Origin of the sequence: Vibrio natriegens NBRC 15636 = ATCC 14048 = DSM 759 (assembly GCF_035621455.1) — a bacterium.
In the GTDB taxonomy this organism is placed as follows: Bacteria; Pseudomonadota; Gammaproteobacteria; order Enterobacterales; family Vibrionaceae; genus Vibrio; species Vibrio natriegens.
Genome location: NZ_CP141822.1, coordinates 1,309,691 through 1,327,138, shown reverse-complemented (window position 1 = coordinate 1,327,138; position 17,448 = coordinate 1,309,691). Strand labels below are relative to the sequence as shown.

The 17,448-nt window shown below is 44.7% G+C and carries 14 protein-coding genes; 8 read left to right on the top strand and 6 right to left on the bottom strand.

Annotated features, from left to right (window positions below):
• The first annotated feature begins 151 nt into the window (after positions 1-151).
• On the top strand, positions 152-976 hold the full coding sequence (locus tag VER99_RS06050; RefSeq protein WP_020333018.1) for a DUF2797 domain-containing protein: 825 nt from the start codon (positions 152-154) through the stop codon (positions 974-976).
• Between the two features lie 71 nt (positions 977-1,047).
• Here the strand turns inward: VER99_RS06050 and VER99_RS06045 are convergent, their stop codons facing one another.
• Together VER99_RS06045 and VER99_RS06040 are read right to left on the bottom strand one after the other, a co-directional pair.
• Positions 1,048-2,283, bottom strand: a complete 1,236-nt coding sequence (locus tag VER99_RS06045) for a cysteine desulfurase-like protein (protein ID WP_020333017.1) — start codon at positions 2,281-2,283, stop codon at positions 1,048-1,050.
• On the bottom strand, positions 2,267-2,923 hold the full coding sequence (locus VER99_RS06040) for a 2OG-Fe dioxygenase family protein (protein ID WP_020333016.1): 657 nt from the start codon (positions 2,921-2,923) through the stop codon (positions 2,267-2,269). Before VER99_RS06040 ends, VER99_RS06045 begins: the two co-directional genes overlap by 17 nt.
• A 360-nt stretch (positions 2,924-3,283) precedes the next feature.
• On the opposite strand from VER99_RS06040, the gene trxB reads away from it, so the two are divergent.
• The 3 genes from trxB to cydC all read left to right on the top strand — a co-directional run bounded on the left by trxB (position 3,284) and on the right by cydC (position 7,848).
• On the top strand, positions 3,284-4,243 hold the full coding sequence (gene trxB / locus VER99_RS06035; RefSeq protein WP_020333015.1) for a thioredoxin-disulfide reductase: 960 nt from the start codon (positions 3,284-3,286) through the stop codon (positions 4,241-4,243).
• A gap of 103 nt (positions 4,244-4,346) precedes the next feature.
• Positions 4,347-6,134, top strand: coding sequence for a heme ABC transporter permease/ATP-binding protein CydD (gene cydD, locus VER99_RS06030; protein ID WP_020333014.1), 1,788 nt, complete (start codon positions 4,347-4,349; stop codon positions 6,132-6,134).
• Positions 6,127-7,848: a heme ABC transporter ATP-binding protein/permease CydC gene (gene cydC, locus VER99_RS06025; protein WP_020333013.1), complete on the top strand. Its 1,722-nt coding sequence runs from the start codon at positions 6,127-6,129 to the stop codon at positions 7,846-7,848. Before cydD ends, cydC begins: the two co-directional genes overlap by 8 nt.
• 53 nt (positions 7,849-7,901) lie before the next feature.
• Here the strand turns inward: cydC and VER99_RS06020 are convergent, their stop codons facing one another.
• The 3 genes from VER99_RS06020 to VER99_RS06010 all read right to left on the bottom strand — a co-directional run bounded on the left by VER99_RS06020 (position 7,902) and on the right by VER99_RS06010 (position 12,007).
• Positions 7,902-9,239: a D-serine ammonia-lyase gene (locus VER99_RS06020; RefSeq protein ID WP_020333012.1), complete on the bottom strand. Its 1,338-nt coding sequence runs from the start codon at positions 9,237-9,239 to the stop codon at positions 7,902-7,904.
• A 146-nt stretch (positions 9,240-9,385) separates the two neighbouring features.
• Positions 9,386-10,489 carry a 3-phosphoserine/phosphohydroxythreonine transaminase gene (serC, locus tag VER99_RS06015; protein WP_031779177.1) on the bottom strand — a complete coding sequence of 368 codons (1,104 nt, stop codon included), beginning with the start codon at positions 10,487-10,489 and terminating at the stop codon, positions 9,386-9,388.
• A gap of 252 nt (positions 10,490-10,741) precedes the next feature.
• Complete coding sequence (locus VER99_RS06010; protein ID WP_020333010.1) at positions 10,742-12,007, bottom strand: DUF945 family protein; 1,266 nt, start codon at positions 12,005-12,007, stop codon at positions 10,742-10,744.
• A gap of 186 nt (positions 12,008-12,193) precedes the next feature.
• Between VER99_RS06010 and VER99_RS06005 the strand changes: the two genes are divergently transcribed.
• From VER99_RS06005 to VER99_RS05995, 3 genes are all read left to right on the top strand, one after another.
• Positions 12,194-14,134 carry an ATP-binding protein gene (locus VER99_RS06005; RefSeq protein WP_024372845.1) on the top strand — a complete coding sequence of 647 codons (1,941 nt, stop codon included), beginning with the start codon at positions 12,194-12,196 and terminating at the stop codon, positions 14,132-14,134.
• Positions 14,131-14,628 (top strand): response regulator, encoded by a 498-nt coding sequence (locus tag VER99_RS06000; protein ID WP_020333008.1) that lies wholly within the window; start codon positions 14,131-14,133, stop codon positions 14,626-14,628. The genes VER99_RS06005 and VER99_RS06000 overlap by 4 nt, the downstream gene beginning before the upstream one ends.
• Before the next feature lie 198 nt (positions 14,629-14,826).
• On the top strand, positions 14,827-15,372 hold the full coding sequence (locus VER99_RS05995) for a hypothetical protein (protein WP_020333007.1): 546 nt from the start codon (positions 14,827-14,829) through the stop codon (positions 15,370-15,372).
• A 174-nt stretch (positions 15,373-15,546) separates the two neighbouring features.
• On the opposite strand, the gene VER99_RS05990 is transcribed toward VER99_RS05995, so the two are convergent.
• Positions 15,547-16,134 (bottom strand): TfoX/Sxy family DNA transformation protein, encoded by a 588-nt coding sequence (locus VER99_RS05990; protein WP_014231574.1) that lies wholly within the window; start codon positions 16,132-16,134, stop codon positions 15,547-15,549.
• A gap of 370 nt (positions 16,135-16,504) precedes the next feature.
• Here VER99_RS05990 and VER99_RS05985 point away from each other — a divergent pair, with 370 nt between their 5' ends.
• Positions 16,505-17,425 (top strand): HDOD domain-containing protein, encoded by a 921-nt coding sequence (locus tag VER99_RS05985; RefSeq protein WP_020333006.1) that lies wholly within the window; start codon positions 16,505-16,507, stop codon positions 17,423-17,425.
• Positions 17,426-17,448 lie beyond the last annotated feature (23 nt).

The window sequence follows — 17,448 nt, the reverse complement described above, 5'->3', positions numbered from 1 at the left end:
GCAGTTTCCCGACTGGTGGCCAATTGGCCACCTTTTTTTATCTTAGTTCCCCAAATTTAAAGCTCCTATTTCCCGCCAACATTCTATTCCCCCCTGCCCCTGACTTTGCATTCAGTATATACTGTGCAAAAACACAATAATGAGTAATGTTATGTCCTTAATTGCAACTGGTACGCTTAACAAAATGCGAGCTTCTCTGGATGGCGCAGTAAGCTATCGACTTCCCGTAGGTGATGAAGAGATTGACCTTTCTCCATTCCTTGGGCAAACGCTAACACTGACCCACACTGGCAATATTTTCTGCTGTTCTTGCGGTAAAAAAACCAAAAAGAGCTACTCGCAAGGTCACTGCTTTGTTTGCATGAAGAAGCTAGCAAGCTGCGATATGTGCATCATGAAGCCAGAGACATGTCACTACGATCAAGGGACTTGTCGAGAGCCACAATGGGGCGAAGAAAACTGTATGGTGGATCACTTCGTGTATCTGTCTAATACATCGAGCCTTAAAGTCGGTATCACTCGTCACACTCAAATCCCAACACGCTGGATTGATCAGGGCGCGACTCAGGGTTTGCCGATCTTTAAAGTAAAAACCCGCCACATTTCTGGCTTGATTGAAGTTGAGCTGGCAAAACATATTGCCGATAAAACCAACTGGCGCGCATTGCTTAAAGGTGATGGAGAACCGATTGAACTGCAGGATCGATTTGCAGAGCTTCTTCCTTTAGTGGAAGACAAAATCGCCGAGATCAAACAGCAATTCGGTGAGGATGCGATCGAAGTATTAAGTGAAAGCATCACGGATCTTAGCTACCCAGTGCAACAGCACCCAACTAAGATTACTTCACATAACTTTGATAAAAACCCGGTTGTGACGGGCATTCTGCAAGGTATTAAAGGCCAATACCTGATTTTCGATACTGGCGTCATCAACGTGCGTAAGTTCACGTCTTATGAAGTTGAAGTCAGCGCATAAAAACTGACGACTTTTATATACAAAAAAGCTCGAGCTAAATGCTCGAGCTTTTTGTTTTCTATTTGAATTCACTAAGCATCAAGAATGCTTTCAATCACATCAAACAACATATCCACTTCTTCAAGTGTGTTGTAATGCATGCAACCAATTCGCACAACACCACCGGTCTCTTCCAGCCCAAGCTGACGAACTAAACCCAGTGCGTAAAAATGCCCGTTCCAGACACAAATATTGTGTTCGCCCAAGGTTTTCGCAATAAATTCTGGCGAATATTTATCGAAGGTCAACGCAAATGTTGGCGTACGAAGCTGCGTATATTCCTTATCGATGCCATACAGTTTAACGCCCTCTAGCGCATCTAATCGCTGTAAGAAACGCTCACTTAATCGTTGTTCATGCTGAGTATAAAGCGCAAAGCTTTGTTCAAGTCTTTGGCGAAGTGGTAACCCTTCTTCACCAAACTGCGCTAGGTATTCAACAGCTGCGGTTACGCCAGCCAAGCCTTCAAAACTTTGTGTCCCTGTTTCAAACCGACCCGGGCCGATATTCGTTGCTGGTTCAACTTTATATGGGCGGATGCTGTGTAACCATTGGTCAGCAACGTATGCTATTCCCACATGAGGGCCGAAGAATTTGTAGGCAGAACATGCCAGGAAATCACATCCTAATGCCTGTACATCTACAAGATGGTGCGGCGCATAGTGCACTGCGTCGACGTAAACTTGAGCGCCAACTTGATGTACCATTTCCACAACACTTTGAATATCGACAATTGACCCTGTGGTATTCGAAGCATAAGTGACTGCGACCAAACGCGTTTTGTCAGACAACAAGCTTTGTAGATGTTCAAGATCCAGCGTACAGTCATCCTCATTGATACGAACCTGATGAACGACTGCGCCTTTGTCTTCCGCGGCTTGCTGCCAGCTAGAAACGTTTGAATAGTGATCTAAGGCAGAAACGATAATCTCATCGCCCTCTTGCCACTCTCGGCTGATCGCACGACTTAATTGGAAAGTCAGCGATGTCATGTTCGCACCAAATATAATGTTGCCAGAGGACGGCGCATTCAATAGCGCCTGAGCCGATTCGCGCGCATTTTGCATCACATCAACGGTCGTTTGGCTAGAAAAATAGTGCCCACCCAAATTCGAGTTGTAGTAACCAAGGTAAGCCACCATAGCGTCAAGAACTGACTGTGGTACTTGTGAACCGCCCGGACCGTCAAAAAAAGTAACTGGTCTGTCGTTATGGTACTGCGCTAACGCAGGAAACTGTTGTCTGATTTGATTAAGATTGAAGTTCATTACGCTTGTCCGTTGCCGTAAGTACAAATACATCCATATGGCCAGCTTTATCGTCAATCACAGAGCGGATTGGACAGGCGTTATGCCAGAGTTTACTGTCTGCCAACATTGCGACTTCACCATTCTCCAGAACTTTACGGAAAAATGGCGCTTGGTTGTGGCTGCTGTATAGCATGATATCGCCACCAATGATGTTGTGACGGCCAACCCCTACCATTGCGATGTGATCAAAGCCATCTTGGTGTACACCTTCTGGTGCTACTTGAGTCTCATCTTCAAATGCCGTGATGCGGATTTGGTGAATTTCAATTTCTTGTCCATTCACTAGGTGATTCGCATTAACAAACAGCTCGCACATTTCTCTAAAGCCTTCACTAAGCAGAATATTCTTTTCTATCGGCTCAAATTGGCGAACAACATCACCCTGGAATCGGTTGATATCTGAAGACTGAACAAAGCTGTTTTTGTTCAAATCGATGACTTTGCCATTTTCAAAACTGACAACAGAGTAACGTCTCAATCGGTATTGGCCATCGGCATGATCCGTATGAGGTAGCGTTTCAAAAGATGGTGAAAGTTGCTCAATTGCTGCCATGCTGAGCTGGGTTAAATGTAGAGTATTCTCGCGTGAATGTAACATCATTTGCTCCTTTAATGAGGCACATTTAATTAACATTTAATTTACACGATAGGTTACGCAAATATTCTGCAATTACCAGCTTTTGACGTTGATAACTTCAGCAAATATCAAAAAATACAATAAAAAACCACAAAATTAAGATTAGATAGTTCCATGTTTCAGATTTTAACTTTGGCAACATTTGAAACTAGATATCTCTACTGTCATTAGAATTTTATGCTAGAGCAAAAAGTAACCTACTACTTCAGAGTAAGTTCTAACCTATAACCAATTATTAGATCTCTATCCTGCTTTATGCTTTTAAAGCTATAAGAATTTCCATACAATCGAAGGAAATGTTCAGCCCTTTTTGGAGCCATAATGAGCGACGTAAAACATTGTAAACTATTAATTCTCGGTTCTGGCCCTGCGGGTTACACGGCGGCAGTGTACGCTGCACGTGCAAATTTAAACCCAGTGCTGGTAACAGGAATGCAGCAAGGTGGTCAGTTGACCACAACAACAGAAGTTGAAAACTGGCCTGGCGATGCGGAAGGCTTAACAGGTCCCGCGCTAATGGAACGCATGAAAGAACATGCAGAGCGCTTTGAAACCGAAATCGTCTTTGACCACATCAATGAAGTTGAATTAACTCAACGTCCTTTCCGTCTGAAAGGCGATTCTGGTGAGTACACCTGTGATGCATTAATCATCTCAACAGGTGCGTCAGCAAAATACTTAGGTCTTGATTCTGAAGAAGCTTTCAAAGGCCGTGGTGTATCCGCTTGTGCTACTTGTGACGGTTTCTTCTACCGTAACCAGAAAGTGGCGGTTGTCGGTGGTGGTAATACAGCGGTTGAAGAAGCGCTTTACCTTTCAAACATCGCATCTGAAGTTCACCTAATTCACCGCCGTGACTCGTTCCGCGCTGAAAAAATCCTAGTGAACCGCCTGATGGATAAAGTGGAAAACGGTAACATCATTCTTCATACCGATCGTACCCTTGATGAAGTTCTTGGCGACGATATGGGTGTAACTGGCGTTCGCATTAAAGATGTAAACACAGGCGCTACTGAAGATGTCGATGTAATGGGTGCCTTTATTGCGATCGGCCACCAGCCAAATACACAAATTTTTGAAAGCCAACTTGAAATGAAAGATGGCTACATCATCGTTAAATCTGGTTTAGAAGGTAACGCTACGCAAACCAGTATCGAAGGTGTATTTGCGGCAGGCGACGTGATGGATCATAACTACCGTCAAGCAATCACATCAGCGGGTACAGGCTGTATGGCAGCATTGGATGCAGAACGCTTCCTTGACGCACTGAATGACAAATAACTTTTCATATTTGTGCCATATCCTTAAAACCCAGCGGTATTCCCGCTGGGTTTTCTTTTGTATACTACCGCCTCATTAAAACAATTATTATTAAGCCTTTACAATGGATAAGAAAAAGCATAGCAGCTTGAACAAGTGGCTTAAGCAACAAAGTAAGTTAGCCAAGCGCTGGCTTATGATTGCGATCGGCCTAGGCGTACTTTCAAGCGTGTTTTTATTGGCTCAAGCAGCCCTGCTCGCCTCTATTCTTCATCAATTGATCATCGAACAAGTCGACAAAAGTGAACTCATTTGGCACTTTGTCGGACTGGGTGGAACCGTTATTGGTCGTGCAGCCTGTACTTGGGGTCGCGAAATCGCCGGTTATCGTTGCGGTGAACAGATCAGAGTTTATATTCGTCAACTTATTTTGGACAAGGTCCATAAGTTGGGGCCGGCTTACATCAAAGGTAAGCCAGCAGGTAGCTGGGCGACGTTGATTTTAGAGCAAGTGGAAGACATGCAAGATTTCTTTTCTCGCTACCTTCCTCAAATGTCGTTATCGGTTTTGATTCCTTGCATCATTCTGATCGTCGTGTTCCCAGTAAACTGGGCGGCTGGTTTGATTTTCCTGGTTACGGCTCCTCTGGTCCCTATCTTTATGGCATTGGTTGGTAAAAAAGCCGCAGAAGCAAACCGCAAAAACTTCAAAGCGATGCAGCGTTTGTCCGGTCACTTCTATGACCGTCTACAAGCCATGACGACCATCCGTCTGTTTGATCGCACCAAGTCTGAAACAGAAACGCTCAAGGGAGCCTCTGAGGTATTCCGTACCCGAACAATGGATGTGTTAAAAATCGCATTCTTGTCTTCGGCAGTTTTAGAGTTCTTTACCTCTATTTCCATTGCGATTACCGCCGTTTACTTCGGTTTCAGCTACATCGGTGAGTTAAACTTTGGCTACTATGGCGCAGGAGTAACGCTGTTCGCAGGTCTGTTTATTCTGATCCTAGCTCCTGAGTTTTATCAGCCGCTACGCGACTTAGGTACTTACTACCACGCGAAGCAACAAGCGGTTGGCGCGGCAGAAAGTATTGTCGAGTTTTTGGAACTAGAGGTCGACCACGTAAAAGATGGTAACCAGATTCTAGACCAAGATGCACCGATCCAGATTGAAGCCAATGATCTCGTCGTCCTTAGTCCGGAAGGTAAACAACTTGCAGGGCCTCTATCTTTCTCACTAGAAGCCAATCAAAGCACAGCACTTGTTGGCCCAAGTGGTGCTGGTAAAACCAGCCTTGTGAATACCATTCTTGGCTTTATGCCTTACCAAGGCAGTCTAAAAATCAATGGTTGTGAGTTATCACAACTCGATCTTGCCACATGGCGTAAAACTATTAGCTGGATTGGTCAAAACCCGATGTTGCTTCATGGCAGCATTCGTGACAACGTCACACTGGGTAAGCAAAATGTCCAAGACGATGCAGTCAATGCCGTGCTGAAGGACTCACACGCTGCAGAATTTGTTGAAATGCACGGTCTGGATTACCCAATTTCAGATCGTTCTGGTGGTTTGTCCGTTGGTCAGGCACAACGCCTGGCTCTTTCTCGAGCTATGCTGCAAAACGGCCGTTTTTGGTTACTCGATGAGCCAACTGCGAGTTTAGATGCACGTAGCGAAAGACTGGTGATGGAAGGGATCAGTAAATATACCCAATCAACCACAAACCTGATGATCACTCACCAGCTTGCACCATTGAAAAACGTCTCACAGATCTTAGTGATGCAAAACGGTCAGATTGTTCAGCGTGGTGACTACACAACTCTCTCGTCTGAGGACGGTTTATTCAAAGACATGCTAGAAGCTAATTTAGCCCAGCGTGAATCAGACAAGGGGAACTTAGATGCGTGATTTACTCCCTTACTTAAAACTGTATAAAAAGCACTGGTTTGGTTTGTCATTAGGGATGCTATTGGCATTCCTGACTCTTGCAGCTTCAATTGGGCTGTTGACCCTTTCTGGTTGGTTTATTTCTGCCGCTTCAGTCGCAGGATTAACCATCGCGAGAGAAACCTTTAACTACATGCTTCCTGGTGCTGGTGTCCGTGGTGCTGCCATGGCACGTACCGCTGGCCGTTGGGGTGAGCGCGTGGTGAGCCACAATGCCACATTTAAGCTGCTTACCGATTTACGTATATTCTTCTTCGAGAAACTTTCTCCGCTTATTCCGGGTCGAGTTTCAACCATGCGTGATGCGGACGTACTTAACCGCCTGGTTGCTGATGTCGATGCGATGGATCACGTCTATTTGCGCCTTATCAGCCCAGTGATAATAGGTATATTCGGTATCCTGAGTTTAACCGCGGTGCTGGCATTCTTTGACTGGCACTTGGCAATGCTGTTGGGTTCCGTACTCACTGTTATGCTGTTGGTTTGGCCAGTGCTGTTCTATAAACTCGGCAAAAAGAATGGTGCACACCTGACACATCGCAAAGCTGAACTGCGCGTTGCGACTCTTGACTGGTTACAAGGCTATAGCGAGCTGAGTATTTTTGGTGCAGAAGAACGTTACCGCAACTTGATTCTAGACAAGCAAAAACAGCTGCTTTCCAATCAGTTTGTTAACGCGAATCTCACTGGTATGGCATCAGGTCTACTGATGTTGGCTAACGGTCTGACGCTGGTAATGATGTTATGGTTTGCTGCGGATGGCGTTGGTGGTCGAGCTCCGGATCCGTGGATTGCGCTTTTCGCCTTTGCAACCATGGCAAGTTTCGAAATCCTAATGCCTATTGCAGGTGCATTTCAGTATCTGGGTCAAACCTTGACGTCGGCACGCCGTCTGAATGAGGTTATTCTTGCTAAACCAGATGTTGTTTTTCCTCAGCAGTCGAGTCGTGAAGACAAACCGTTGGATATCGAGTTTAAGAACATTAGCTTTGCGTATCCGGATGGCCAGCAAAAAGTGCTGAACGATTTATCGCTATCTCTGCCTCTGGGTTCAAAAACCGCAGTGGTTGGTCAAACTGGTTCTGGCAAGTCGACACTTATTCAACTGCTGTGTCGCTACTGGGACGTGAACCAAGGTGAAGTACGTATTGGTGGCGCATCGCTAAAAGACTGGGGCGAATCTGATTTGCGTTCAGCCATTACCGTCGTTAGCCAGCGTGTAGACGTATTAAACGGCACACTACGTGACAACTTACTTATGGCTGCGCCCGATGCAACTGATGAACAACTGGCTGATATTTTAACTCAGGTTGATCTTGGCGGCCTGCTTGAAGAACCAGGCTTAAGCGCGTGGTTAGGCGATGGCGGTCGTCAGCTCTCTGGTGGCGAAAAACGCCGTATTGGCATTGCTCGAGCGCTGTTACGTGACGCACCAATTCTGCTGTTAGATGAGCCGACTGAGGGCCTTGATAAACGCACGGAGCAAAAAGTGATGGCGTTATTCAACCAGCACTTTGCTAACAAGACCGTAGTGTTCATTACGCACCGACTCATCGAGCTGGAGAACATGGATAACATCTGCTTGATGGAGCAAGGGGAAATCATTGAGCAAGGCAACCACAATGCATTGATAGCGCAACAAGGTCGCTACTTCCAACTGTTGCAGTCTCTATAAAGATAAAAACGCAAAGGGCTCATCACAAGATGAGCCCTTTTTATTGGCAAGCATCAATTACAGCGTTCTGACTGAGCTAAATATGCCGCCATTTCTGCTTCAGGAACCATGCCGCCGCCCGTCGCCCAAACGAGATGCGTTGCACCACTCAGCTTCTCTTTACTAATGTTCATACGAGCCAGGTATTCTTTGTTATTCGACACATGAACCGCACCGACCATTCCAGCAAACGCAGACGGCTCGAGACGAATATTTTCAAGATCACTCAACTCACCTAAATGATGGTACATACGCTCATCGGAAATGGTGTAATACCCATCTAACAACCTTTCCATTGACCGCCCGACAAAGCCAGAAGCTCGGCCCACTGCGAGACCATCAGCGGCGGTCACATTATCAATGCCTAAATCCTGAACTGAAATTTGGTCATGCAAACCGGTATGTACACCTAATAACATGCAGGGAGAGTGAGTTGGCTCAGCAAAGATACAATGGACGTTGTCACCAAAAGCCATTTTGAGACCAAATGCGACACCGCCCGGACCACCACCCACCCCACATGGCAGGTAGACAAACAGTGGATGGTGTTCATCGACAGCAATACCTAACTCTTCAAACTGTTGCTTCAGTCGCTCTCCTGCAACTGAGTATCCCAAGAATAGAGTTTGTGAGTTTTCGTCATCAATAAAGAAACAGTTAGGGTCTTGCTCTGCCTCTTTACGGCCCTGCTCCACCGCGACACCGTAATCTTGTTCGTATTCAACAACATTAACACCATGAGAACGGAGTTTGTCTTTTTTCCATTGGCGAGCATCGGCAGACATATGGACTGACACAGAGAACCCAAGTTTTGCGCTCATTATGCCAATCGACATACCTAAGTTGCCTGTCGAACCTACTGCGATAGAGTATTGTTGGAAAAACTGGCGAAACTCCTCGCTGAAGAGTTTGCTGTAATCATCCCCTTCACTCAGCAACCCCGCTTCCATCGCGAGCTTTTCTGCATGCGTCAATACTTCGTAAATACCGCCACGAGCTTTTATTGAACCTGAGATAGGTAGATGACTGTCCTTCTTTAACATTAAGCGACCCGAAATTGGGGTTTTATACTGGGTTTCCAGACACCCTTTCATGTTGGGAATGTCAACGACAGGCGATTCAATAATGCCATTATTACCAGCGGTTTCAGGAAAGGCTTTCATGATGTACGGCGCAAATCGATTTAGGCGTTGGCTCGCAGCATCAATATCTTCAGCATCTAAACCAACGTAAGGTAATCCCTCTTCTAAAGGAGTCACATTTGGGTTAAACCAGCAGACTTCTTTCAAATCGATTAACTGCGTCAGGAGGGGAAATTGTTTTTGGAGTTCTTTGGTGTTGTGCAAAGCCATGTTAATCCCATCTTATTCAACCTTTGCAGAGGTAAAGTGCGCAACATGAAAAGTGGTGTGATGTTTGGCTCATCTACCCATGCGTTGGTTAGTTAAACAAAAGCGCCGCAAGTGCGACGCTTTGAGTAGTTCAGTGTTGGTTCAAACTACGCGTACTTTTCTTCGAACTCTTTCATAAAGTCTACAAGCGCCTGAACACCCTCAAGTGTCATTGCGTTGTAGATTGACGCACGCATACCACCTACGGCACGGTGACCTTTCAGAGATTTCAAGCCTTTCGCATCGGCTAGCTCTAAGAAAGTGCTATCAAGCTCTGGCTTCGCTAACTGGAACGGTACGTTCATCAGTGAACGGTTAGCAGAGTGAATGCCGTTACGGTAGAAGTCTGACTGATCAATGAAGTCGTAAAGCAATTTCGCTTTTGCACGATTCACTTTCTCAATACTCTTAACACCACCTTCCGCTTTTAGCCATTTGAATACAAGGCCAGATAGGTACCAAGCAAATGTTGGAGGCGTGTTGAACATAGACTCTTTTTCTGCAAGTACAGTGAAATCTAGAATGCTCGGCAGTTCTTGTTTTGCCATACCCAATAAATCATCACGTACGATAACGATAGAAATACCAGATGGACCGATGTTTTTCTGAGCACCCGCATAGATAACGCCGTATTTAGAAACGTCGATCTCGCGCGAAAGAATCGTAGAAGACATGTCAGCAACAATTGGCTTGTCGGTAACAGGCAAATCGTTGATTTCAATACCGTCGATGGTTTCGTTAGGACAGAAATGAACGTAAGCCGCGTCTGGGGCAATTTCCCACTCACTTGCAGGTTTTACTGCCAGTTTGCCGTCAATTTCTGTTTTTGCGTCAAAAACGTCTGGTTCACAGTATTTCTTCGCTTCTGCGACTGCGCTTTCTGCCCAGTAACCGCCATCAATGTAAGTAGCAGTTTTGGCTTCACCCAAAAGGTTTAGCGGAACAGCAGCAAACTGAGCGCGAGCGCCACCTTGGCAAAATAGGACTTTGTAGTTCTCTGGAATGTTTAAAAGGTCACGCAGGTCTTGTTCAGCTTCTTCAGCAACTTTAATGAACTCTTTGCTTCGGTGGCTAATTTCCATCACGGAAGTGCCAAGACCTTGCCAGTTTAATAGTTCATTTTGTGCTTGTTGCATAACTGCTTTTGGCAGACCTGCTGGTCCTGCGCTGAAGTTAAATACGATGTCCGTATTTTGTTCCATGATGCTCATTGCTCCTGCTCAATATATGTCGAAATTAATGTACTCAAATAATCTCGAGATGCGGGCTTAGGAAGGCTTTTAGGGTCATCAGCGCAGACACTGTTTATCGCGCGAAAACTCTCTAACAAAGTTCCGATGCCTTCATCTTGATATATGTTGGGTATATCACGTTTTTGCGGCGATAAAAACAAGAAAAGAGGTCCTACGACCTCTTTTTAAACTGAAAACGCCATATGAGCGTAATTAACTAACGATGACTGTCTATTTTTGCATCAGCGCTGGCATCAATAACGCGATCAATGGGAACTCGTGTCCGTTCTCGAATTTTAACTTCCCATCACCGATTTGAGCCTTAAGTTGGTAACCACCCTCAACTTTGTCGATTAACTCCATGATTAACAACTCATCTATTCCTTCTTGAATAAACGGGTAATGATCAACTAACTCATCGGAGAAATACGTACTCAAAGCGCCGTTAGTTACATTGACTAACTTCATCGGATTCTGGGTGATTTGCTCGGTACCTTGCGGTATAGACAATTCCCATTCGTTATGGAATTTACCTTCACCAAACGCGAGTGACAGTTCGTTCACTGAAAGGTTGAAGCCTTTACTAAACAGCGTATCAATGTGAGGCAATAGGCTGGCCACTTCTTGCTCACTCAGCACTGCAGAGCTCTGATAGATAGACATAATCTCATCGAACGATTGGCTATCGACATCGGCGATGGAAAAGTCGAGCTTAAAGTCGTCAACATCGGTGCCATCCGTAAGGCGCAGGTTTTTCGCCGCCAGATTAAACTGACTGTTCAGCTTTTCGCCCGTCTCATCCGTCGCTGTATTACCACTGTAGTTAGCATTTTCAATTAAGAACACCGGGGTCATAGTAGAATCCACCACATCCAGTTTCTCTAACGAAAATACCTGCTCACCTAGCCAGTAACCTTTAACTTGTTTTCCTTTACCCTGCCCTGTCAAACCGTTCAAATGCAGTTCGTCACCGTTGACAAAATCAACCTGAACATAGGGAACCGAAACCTGATAATTAAGATCGCCTAAAACCGTCACGTTACCCGATACTTTCGCAGGGCTTGTCGACACTGAGATATCTTCAGCTTCATTGCGGTAATGCCAGCTGTCTAAGTCCAATGTAAATGCAGTATTACCATTGAGTTGAGTCTGACTTTGCAACGTAAGCGGCAAAAAGTCGTTTTCTACTAATTTTGAATCCGCTGTAAGGCTGGTTAGCCCATGGCTAACATCACTTGTGACATCAAAAGTTGTAGGTATGCTGTCACGCAACAATTGCGTCTTTAACTCCGGGTCAACTACCGTATATCGGGTTAGCACAACCGAAGACAGGTAACCACGCTGATACTCAATCACTTCTCCTTTGATCATTTCATCGTTCATATTCGCGATACCATCTTCAATGATGGACTGACCAATTTGACCAACGGCGAGTGGCCAACAGAGCGCGAGTGAAATTGCACCGCCAATGGCGCCAAGTTTTTTAAGATTTTGCATAACGTCACTTTTCAGGTATTTGTGTTCAGTCTAACCCAAACCCTCGGCGGATAAAACATTGAGATAAATCAGACTATTGTTGCTTATTCTAGACCATTAATCAGGAATCATACTTAGCTCGCACTCATTCCGTCGTTTTATTGATAGGGTTTGGCTGGAGAAGTTTTAACCGGAGCTCAACTACCTGTGAATCGCTACGCTGTATTGTGTCTCGACAACAATCCAATCAGTGCCGAACAGTTTCGATTGGAGCTGTCTGCTTTCTCTAGCAAATTTGATATTTTTTCTGTTGAATCCATTGAAGAAGCGCAAAGTGCGCTTGAGTATCTCGAACAACAGAAGCAGACTGTCGCACTCGTCATCGCCAGCCACCATGCTCATTTTAATGGCGTGGAATTTCTTATTGGTCTCGACCGGGCACCACATACAGAAAGCGCAAGAAAAATCCTCATTAGTTGCTCCTCGGATATCCAAGCGATACTCACTGCCGTTAACGAAGGTCGATTAGACCACTGCCTGACAAAGCCGCTCCCGGATAAGGTGCTGTTTAATACGGTTCAAAAAGAGTTAACGCAGTTTATTTTACGCAACTGTCATGAGGATTTGCTCGGCTACAGCCAAGTACTGGACCAACATAAATTGCTGCGAGCGCACATTGAGAATCAGATGCAGAAATACCAAGCGGGCTTTCTGCATGACTATCACTCAATGTCCGATGCAGAGCTCGCAGAGCAAGTAATTACCGCCTTGCAACTGTTTTTCAAACACAGCGACGATACCCATGCCTGCCGCACCTACTCGCCTGAACATTTATTGACGGTTGAAGGTGAACCCAACAACTTTCTCTGGTTTATCACCAACGGAGACGTAGCTCTGTACAAAAGAGATGAGCAAGGCGTTCAAAGAGAAGTCGTTCGCTACACGAAAGGTAATATTGTCGGCAGCATGTCATTTGTAACGGGTGAAAACTCTTTCTCTACCGCACTGACATTATCGAAGACGGAAGTGATCAAACTCGATCGCCAAGTGTTCCACAACGTCATGCAGAGTGACTCTAATCTGCTGCCACTATTCACCAACTTACTGCTTCGACACTTTAATCGACGTTTGCAACGCAGCATTAATACCAAGTTACAGCTGCAAAAAACACTTGAATCGTTAGAGTCGGCTCATCAGCAACTGATAGAGCGAGAAAAAATGGCCATGCTTGGTCAGCTCGTTGCCGGTGTCGCCCATGAACTCAACAATCCAATCGCAGCTATTTTGCGTGGGGTAGAAAATCTCACGCATACCCTTGAAAGCCTACTGACCGAGCATCCTAGCTCGGATATCCAGAGCAAGGGCGTGCAACTGCTGTCTCAAGCGCAAAATTCTAAACCAGCCTCAACCTCTGAGCTGAGAGCACGAGTAAAACAACTTAGTCCTATTCTGCCGGATCGCTCGTTAGCCAAAAAAATCGTCAATCTCGGCTTAGAGTCAGATGATGCGTTGTTGTCGCAGCTCGCGAAAAAACAGGATAGTGCAGCTCAGACACTTGGAACACTTGAGCAATATCATAAAGCGGGGGCTTCTCTGCGTTCAATTAACGTGTGTGCAGTCCGTATCGCTGACATGGTAAAGAGCTTGAAAGGCTATGCACGTGCCGATGATGAAAGCATGCATTACGCTGATATCCATGAAGGCATCGAAGACACCTTAGTTATCTTTGAAAACAAGTTGAAAATGCACCAGGTTTCAACAGACTACGATAACTTACCGCGAATTCTTTGCCAGCCTATCGCTTTACAGCAGGTTTGGACTAATCTAGTTTCAAACGCCATTGACGCTTTTCCGGATAAAGGTGTGTTAAAAATCCAGACCAGGCTGGTCGAAAAAGATCAAAAGCGATATGCCGTGATTTCATTCGAAGATAATGGTTGTGGTATTCCAGAATCACAGCAGACATCAATTTTCGAACTCAACTTTACGACCAAAAAAGTGGGCAACTTTGGCTTAGGAATCGGGCTTTCTATCTGCCAGCAAATCGTTTCTGCTCACCACGGATGGATTGAAGTGGAATCAGAACTCAACAAATACACTCGTATGACAGTCTGGTTACCGGTCATCGAAGAAGGAGATGAAATATGACAAAGTATCTGATTTTATGCGTCGATGACGAAAGAGAAGTCTTGGATAGCGTGTTGCAAGATTTAGCTCCCTTCGAAGAACATTTTATTTTAGAAGGCGCAGAGTCCGTGACAGAGGCAAGACAAGTAATCGAGGACATGGCGGACGAAGAAGTAAAACTTGCGCTCATTTTGTGTGATCACATTATGCCGGAGCAAACTGGAATTAGCTTCTTGATTGAACTAAGCCAAAGTGCTGACACAAGAAGTGCCCGCAAAGTGCTACTGACCGGTCAGGCAGGATTAGAAGACACCGTAGAGGCAATTAACCACGACAGTTTAGACTATTACATTGCCAAGCCATGGAGAGGAGATGAACTAAGACAGGCGATCCTCTCTCAGCTTACTTCGTTCGTTATCGAACAGGATGATGACTTGTTATCCTGGACAACCGTCCTTGACTCAGAAGCCATTTTAAACGCGATGGCAGAGCGTAGAGCAAGCTTCGGTGAATAAGCCAAACCATACAAAGTGCGCCATCATACATGGCGCACTTTTTGCTTAAATTGGATAACAATTAAGTTAATTGACAAAACATCGACACATTTATGTTGGTCGAAGACCTCTCTTTTGATTATGATGTCGGACAAATCAGATTACAGTTCAAGTGCTTGCTTGGACTCATGGAAAAATAAACAAGGTTTATCGTTAGTTATGCGTAAGACACTATTAGCCACAGCCCTATTGTTAGCATCAAGCCACGCCCTAGCTGCAAATGGCAATACGCCTGCAACTATGAGCAACTTTAGCTACGACTACGTCGAAGCTCGCATTGGCGCAAGCCCGATGACATTTGGTGCTGGAGTCAGCAAATCAATCCACCCAAATGCACACGTCGTAGCTCGTATCGATTCTGAGTTTGAAAGCGACTTTGATTCAGCAGCTGGTTTTGGTTTTCACTCACCACTTAATAACTGGGCAGACCTGACAGGCGAAATGCTGATGCGCGTTGTTCAACCATCTCACTCAAGCAGCACTGATGTGGGTATGGAACTAAACCTGGGCGTTCGTCAGTGGTTAGGTCCTCAATTAGAAGTAGGTGGTAAAGTTGGCTATGTTTCTATTGATGACAACGACGACTGGATGGGCTCTGCCTATGCACGTTTCCACTCAACTGAGTTGTTCTCTCTAGGTGCAGAAGCTCGCATTAACGACTTTTACGGTGATCAAGTTATGTTCACTACGCGCTTCAAGTTCTAATAAGCACAAGCGAAAAACAAAAACCGAGGCATTAGCCTCGGTTTTTTATTTGGTAGAAATAACACGTTCTAATAAAGTGCTCAAAAGTATCAACATCCCTTTTCTACTTTTGATGCTTACTTTTACGAATCGCTAACGCCAGAGTAAAGTCATTCATTAAATAAGCCCATTACGTTAGTTACACAGCTCTAAAAGCTGTTTTTTACGTGGCTCTTGAATGAGTTTCCAGTGCACTCCATCAATCGCACCAGCAAACTTCCAAAGCAGTTTGACATCTACATCGTTACCGTAAGCCTGTCTTACTTTATTGAAAACTTCCACAGGCCCAAGCTCCAAAAATGCTTCAACATCATCAACGCCGGCTTTTTTCACCATACGCTCAAGTGTAAGTTGCATGTTCGGCAAATCCCTTAGCCGTCTACTCGCAGATGATTTTTGGTATTTGCGTTCCTTTACTGAGTACTCTATTGATTTTTTTAACAGTTCATCTAAACCGGAAAAGCCGGATTCAAACAGCTCTGTCACATCATAATAATTAACGGTTGCCGTCGTTTGTCTCTTGACGTGCTTATATTTTTCACAATTTAGTTGCATCAGCTCTTCGTCTAGCTCATTACCGCCACGTAGGTAACAGCAGTCATTACTGACAAGAGCGAACATGGCATCATCGCAAAATAAGCCGATGCCGCCAAACATGGAACGTTTCTGATATTGACTAAAATTGCGTACGTATTTAAAAAAAGCTTGGTCTGTCATGTCCATTGACCTCTTTAATCTGAATAAATTACCCCGATTAGCGATGTCACCAGATAAACAGCAGCTTGTAGCGAATTATAAAATGTCGATTTGTTGGCGATATATTTGTAAATTGTGCTTACCAACTTGCTTAATCATACTTAACGACGAAAAATAAGTTAGGACATAAGTCACATATAAAAAAGTATAAATTCCCCATACGTGATTGATTTCACAGTTATCCTTCTTTGTAGCGGTATTTTTTTGACACCTTGTAGACTGAATCAACAATTCATCATGATATGTTAGGTAATTGAGTATACAGAGAACGCATTTCATTGATAATGCGCGTGTTGAAAGGGTACACTGTACCAAAGATTATAAGTACAACGTCATAATGGAACACCTATCATTTTTTTGGCTACCAAATAACAAAGATAAGCTTTTAAAAGCGCTAGAATCCGAATTCGCACAACTGGTAGAGCAATCTATTACTATCGGTAAGATTTCTTTACCTCCGATACCTGATGCCGTGCTTAAAATTCAGCAATTGTGTCAGGAAGAAAACACAACGATCGCCGATATTGCGAACTGTTTGTTAGAAGATCCTGGATTAGCAGCCGTTGTGGTGCGGGTCGCGAACTCGGTCATTTTTAACCGTAGAAACATCACCTGCAATGATCTAATAACCGCTGTCTCACGTTTAGGCATTCTGCGCGTGCGTGACATTGTTACCGCTCAAGCAATTGAACAGTTGAAACACTCACTAAATCTAACCAGCGAATGTAACGCGATCATGGTGAAAAGTGCTGCGGTTTCCCGTGAGCTTGGTGCTGTGATGGTGTTAATTGTGCAAGAGTTCCGCAAGCACGATCCTGTGACATATGGACACCTTGAACAAGAAAAAGCATTGTTAGTCGGCTTGTTAGCAGATATAGGCCTATTTTGTCTTATTAATGAGTACAATATGTACCTCGAAAGAGGCAACTATCTGGATCAAGATATCGCGTTACAAATCTTCCAAACACGTTGCGCTACCACCAGTAATCTGGTGCTAGAACGCTGGGGATTTGATAACGATTACAGAGAAGTGTCATCGAACGAAAAGTACGTCACTTCTCGCCCAGATGTCAGTTACTTAGACATAGCCAGAATTGCACACCATCTGTTAATGTTCCGCAATCAAGATGAGCGCATTAACGAACACGAAGTGGAATTCAACCTAACGGGCGCTGAGATACTTTATGAACTCAGCAATATGAGTGATCAGGACTTCCGTCAGGAAATGAACACGGTTTTAACCACCAGTGGCTTGTAGACCTTATTTTTAATCAAAACGTC